This window comes from Finegoldia magna (genome assembly GCF_018371055.1).
Taxonomy (GTDB): domain Bacteria; phylum Bacillota; class Clostridia; order Tissierellales; family Peptoniphilaceae; genus Finegoldia; species Finegoldia magna_I.
The window spans coordinates 1-1,973 of sequence record NZ_JAGYZD010000286.1 but is presented as its reverse complement, the minus strand read 5'-3'; the positions used below and the strand labels follow the sequence as shown (position 1 = coordinate 1,973).

The following is a 1,973-nucleotide window of genomic DNA, read 5'->3' as shown; positions in this document are numbered from 1 at the left end:
CGGTGGAAAATTCAACGAAGACGGAAGCGAAAAAGAAGCAGCTTATATAGCAAACACAAAACAAGAAGTAACATATATTTATCAAAGAACAAAAGAAGAGCCAACAGAAGAAACTGGTAAGTTCCAAGAACACCACATCTACATCACAAAAGATAAAGATGGAAAAATAATCAAACGTGAAGTAGTAAATGACAAAGTTGATAGCGGTACAAAAGATAAGACTTACACAACTGGTAAGAAAGAAAAAGATGGTTTCAAATTTGTGAAAACACAAGATCCAAAAGAAAATCCAAAATATGAAAAGGATGGAAAAGAAACAACAGGTAATTTCGTACCAGGTAAGACACAAGAAATAACTTATGTTTACGAAAAGACAGAAACACCAAGTACACCACCAACACCAACAGAAGAAACTGGTAAGTTCCAAGAACACCACATCTACATCACAAAAGATAAAGATGGAAAAGTAATCAAACGTGAAGTAGTAAATGGTGAAGTTAATAGTGGAACAAAAGATAAGACTTACACAACTGGTAAGAAGGAAAAAGACGGTTTCAAATTTGTAAAAACACAAGATCCAAAAGAGAATCCAAAATATGATAAGGATGGAAAAGAAACAACAGGTAATTTCGTACCAGGTAAGACACAAGAAATAACTTATGTTTACGAAAAGACAGAAACACCATGGACTCCATTGACACCAGCAGAAGAAGTAACACCACAAACTCCTGATGTCAAAAAAACTCCAAAGGAAGATTCAAAAGAAACTCCAAAAGATGGTTCAAAAGAAACTTCAGAAAAACAAAGTAAGAAATTACCAAAAGCAGGTGCTGATTACGAATTATTGAAATTAGCTGCAGGTGCATTAACTATAGTTAGTGGATTTGGAATTTCTGTATCAAGAAAGAAAAGAGACTAATTAAATAGTTTTGGTTAAAGAGGCAATTCACATGCGTTGCTTCTTTTTCTTTTTGAAAAATTTTATAAAATCCTTGACAAAATAATAAGATCATTTTAAAATGATAATGCAAATAATTTGCATTAATAAATTATTACATGGAGGATTTATGAAAAAAATTTATAGAATATTATTGTTAGCTCTTATGATTGGTGTGGCATCTGGATGTACTAGACAAAACAATGATGTCAACAATCAAAAGATGCAAGAACAAAAAGAAAAAACTGATGACAAATCTACTGAAAAGTCAGATTCAAAGAAACTATATGTTAGTTTCTATCCGATTGAATACATGGCGAAAGAAATCACTAAGGATAAAATTGATGTGGTAAATGTTATGCCAAAAGGAGCTACGGTTCATGATTGGGAACCAACAGCACAAGATATTAAAAATTTATCTGATTCGAAGATGTTAATTGTTAACGGTCTTGGATTGGAAGGTTGGTTGGAAGATGTTAAATCTAGTTTGAAAAACACAGAAATTGTTGATTCATCTACAAATATTGACAAGATAAAAGCTGAAGAAGAACATGACCACGATCACGACCATGAAGAACACGAACACGACCATGACCACGAAGAAAAAGGTCACGATCATGATCACGAAGAAAAAGAACACGATCATGACCATGAACATCATCACCACGGCGAATTTGACCCACATATTTGGATGAGTCCTAAACAAGCTAGAATTCAAATGAAGAATGTGTATGAAGCTATCGTAAAATTTGATTCAGAAAACAAAGATTTCTATGAAAAAAATTACAAAGAATTAGATAAAAAGTTTGAAGATTTAGACAAAAAATACACTGAAGTATTAGCTCCGCAAAAGGACAAATATTTTATCGTGCCACATGAAGCATTTGGATATTTGGCAAGAGATTACGAAATCAATCAAGTTCCTATCGAAGGTATCAATTCAGATTCAGAACCTGATTTAAATAAGATGAAAGAATTGACTAATTTCGCAAAATCACATAAGATAAATACAGTATTTTATGAAATGGGAGAAAGC

2 protein-coding genes are annotated in these 1,973 nt (G+C 32.4%); both read left to right on the top strand.

Annotated features, from left to right (window positions below):
* Positions 1-919 (top strand): MucBP domain-containing protein (locus KHW44_RS09140; protein WP_304068736.1); only part of this gene is annotated, 919 nt, incomplete at its 5' end.
* 148 nt (positions 920-1,067) lie between these two features.
* The coding region (locus KHW44_RS09135) for a metal ABC transporter solute-binding protein, Zn/Mn family (RefSeq protein WP_304068733.1) at positions 1,068-1,973 on the top strand (906 nt) is incomplete at its 3' end.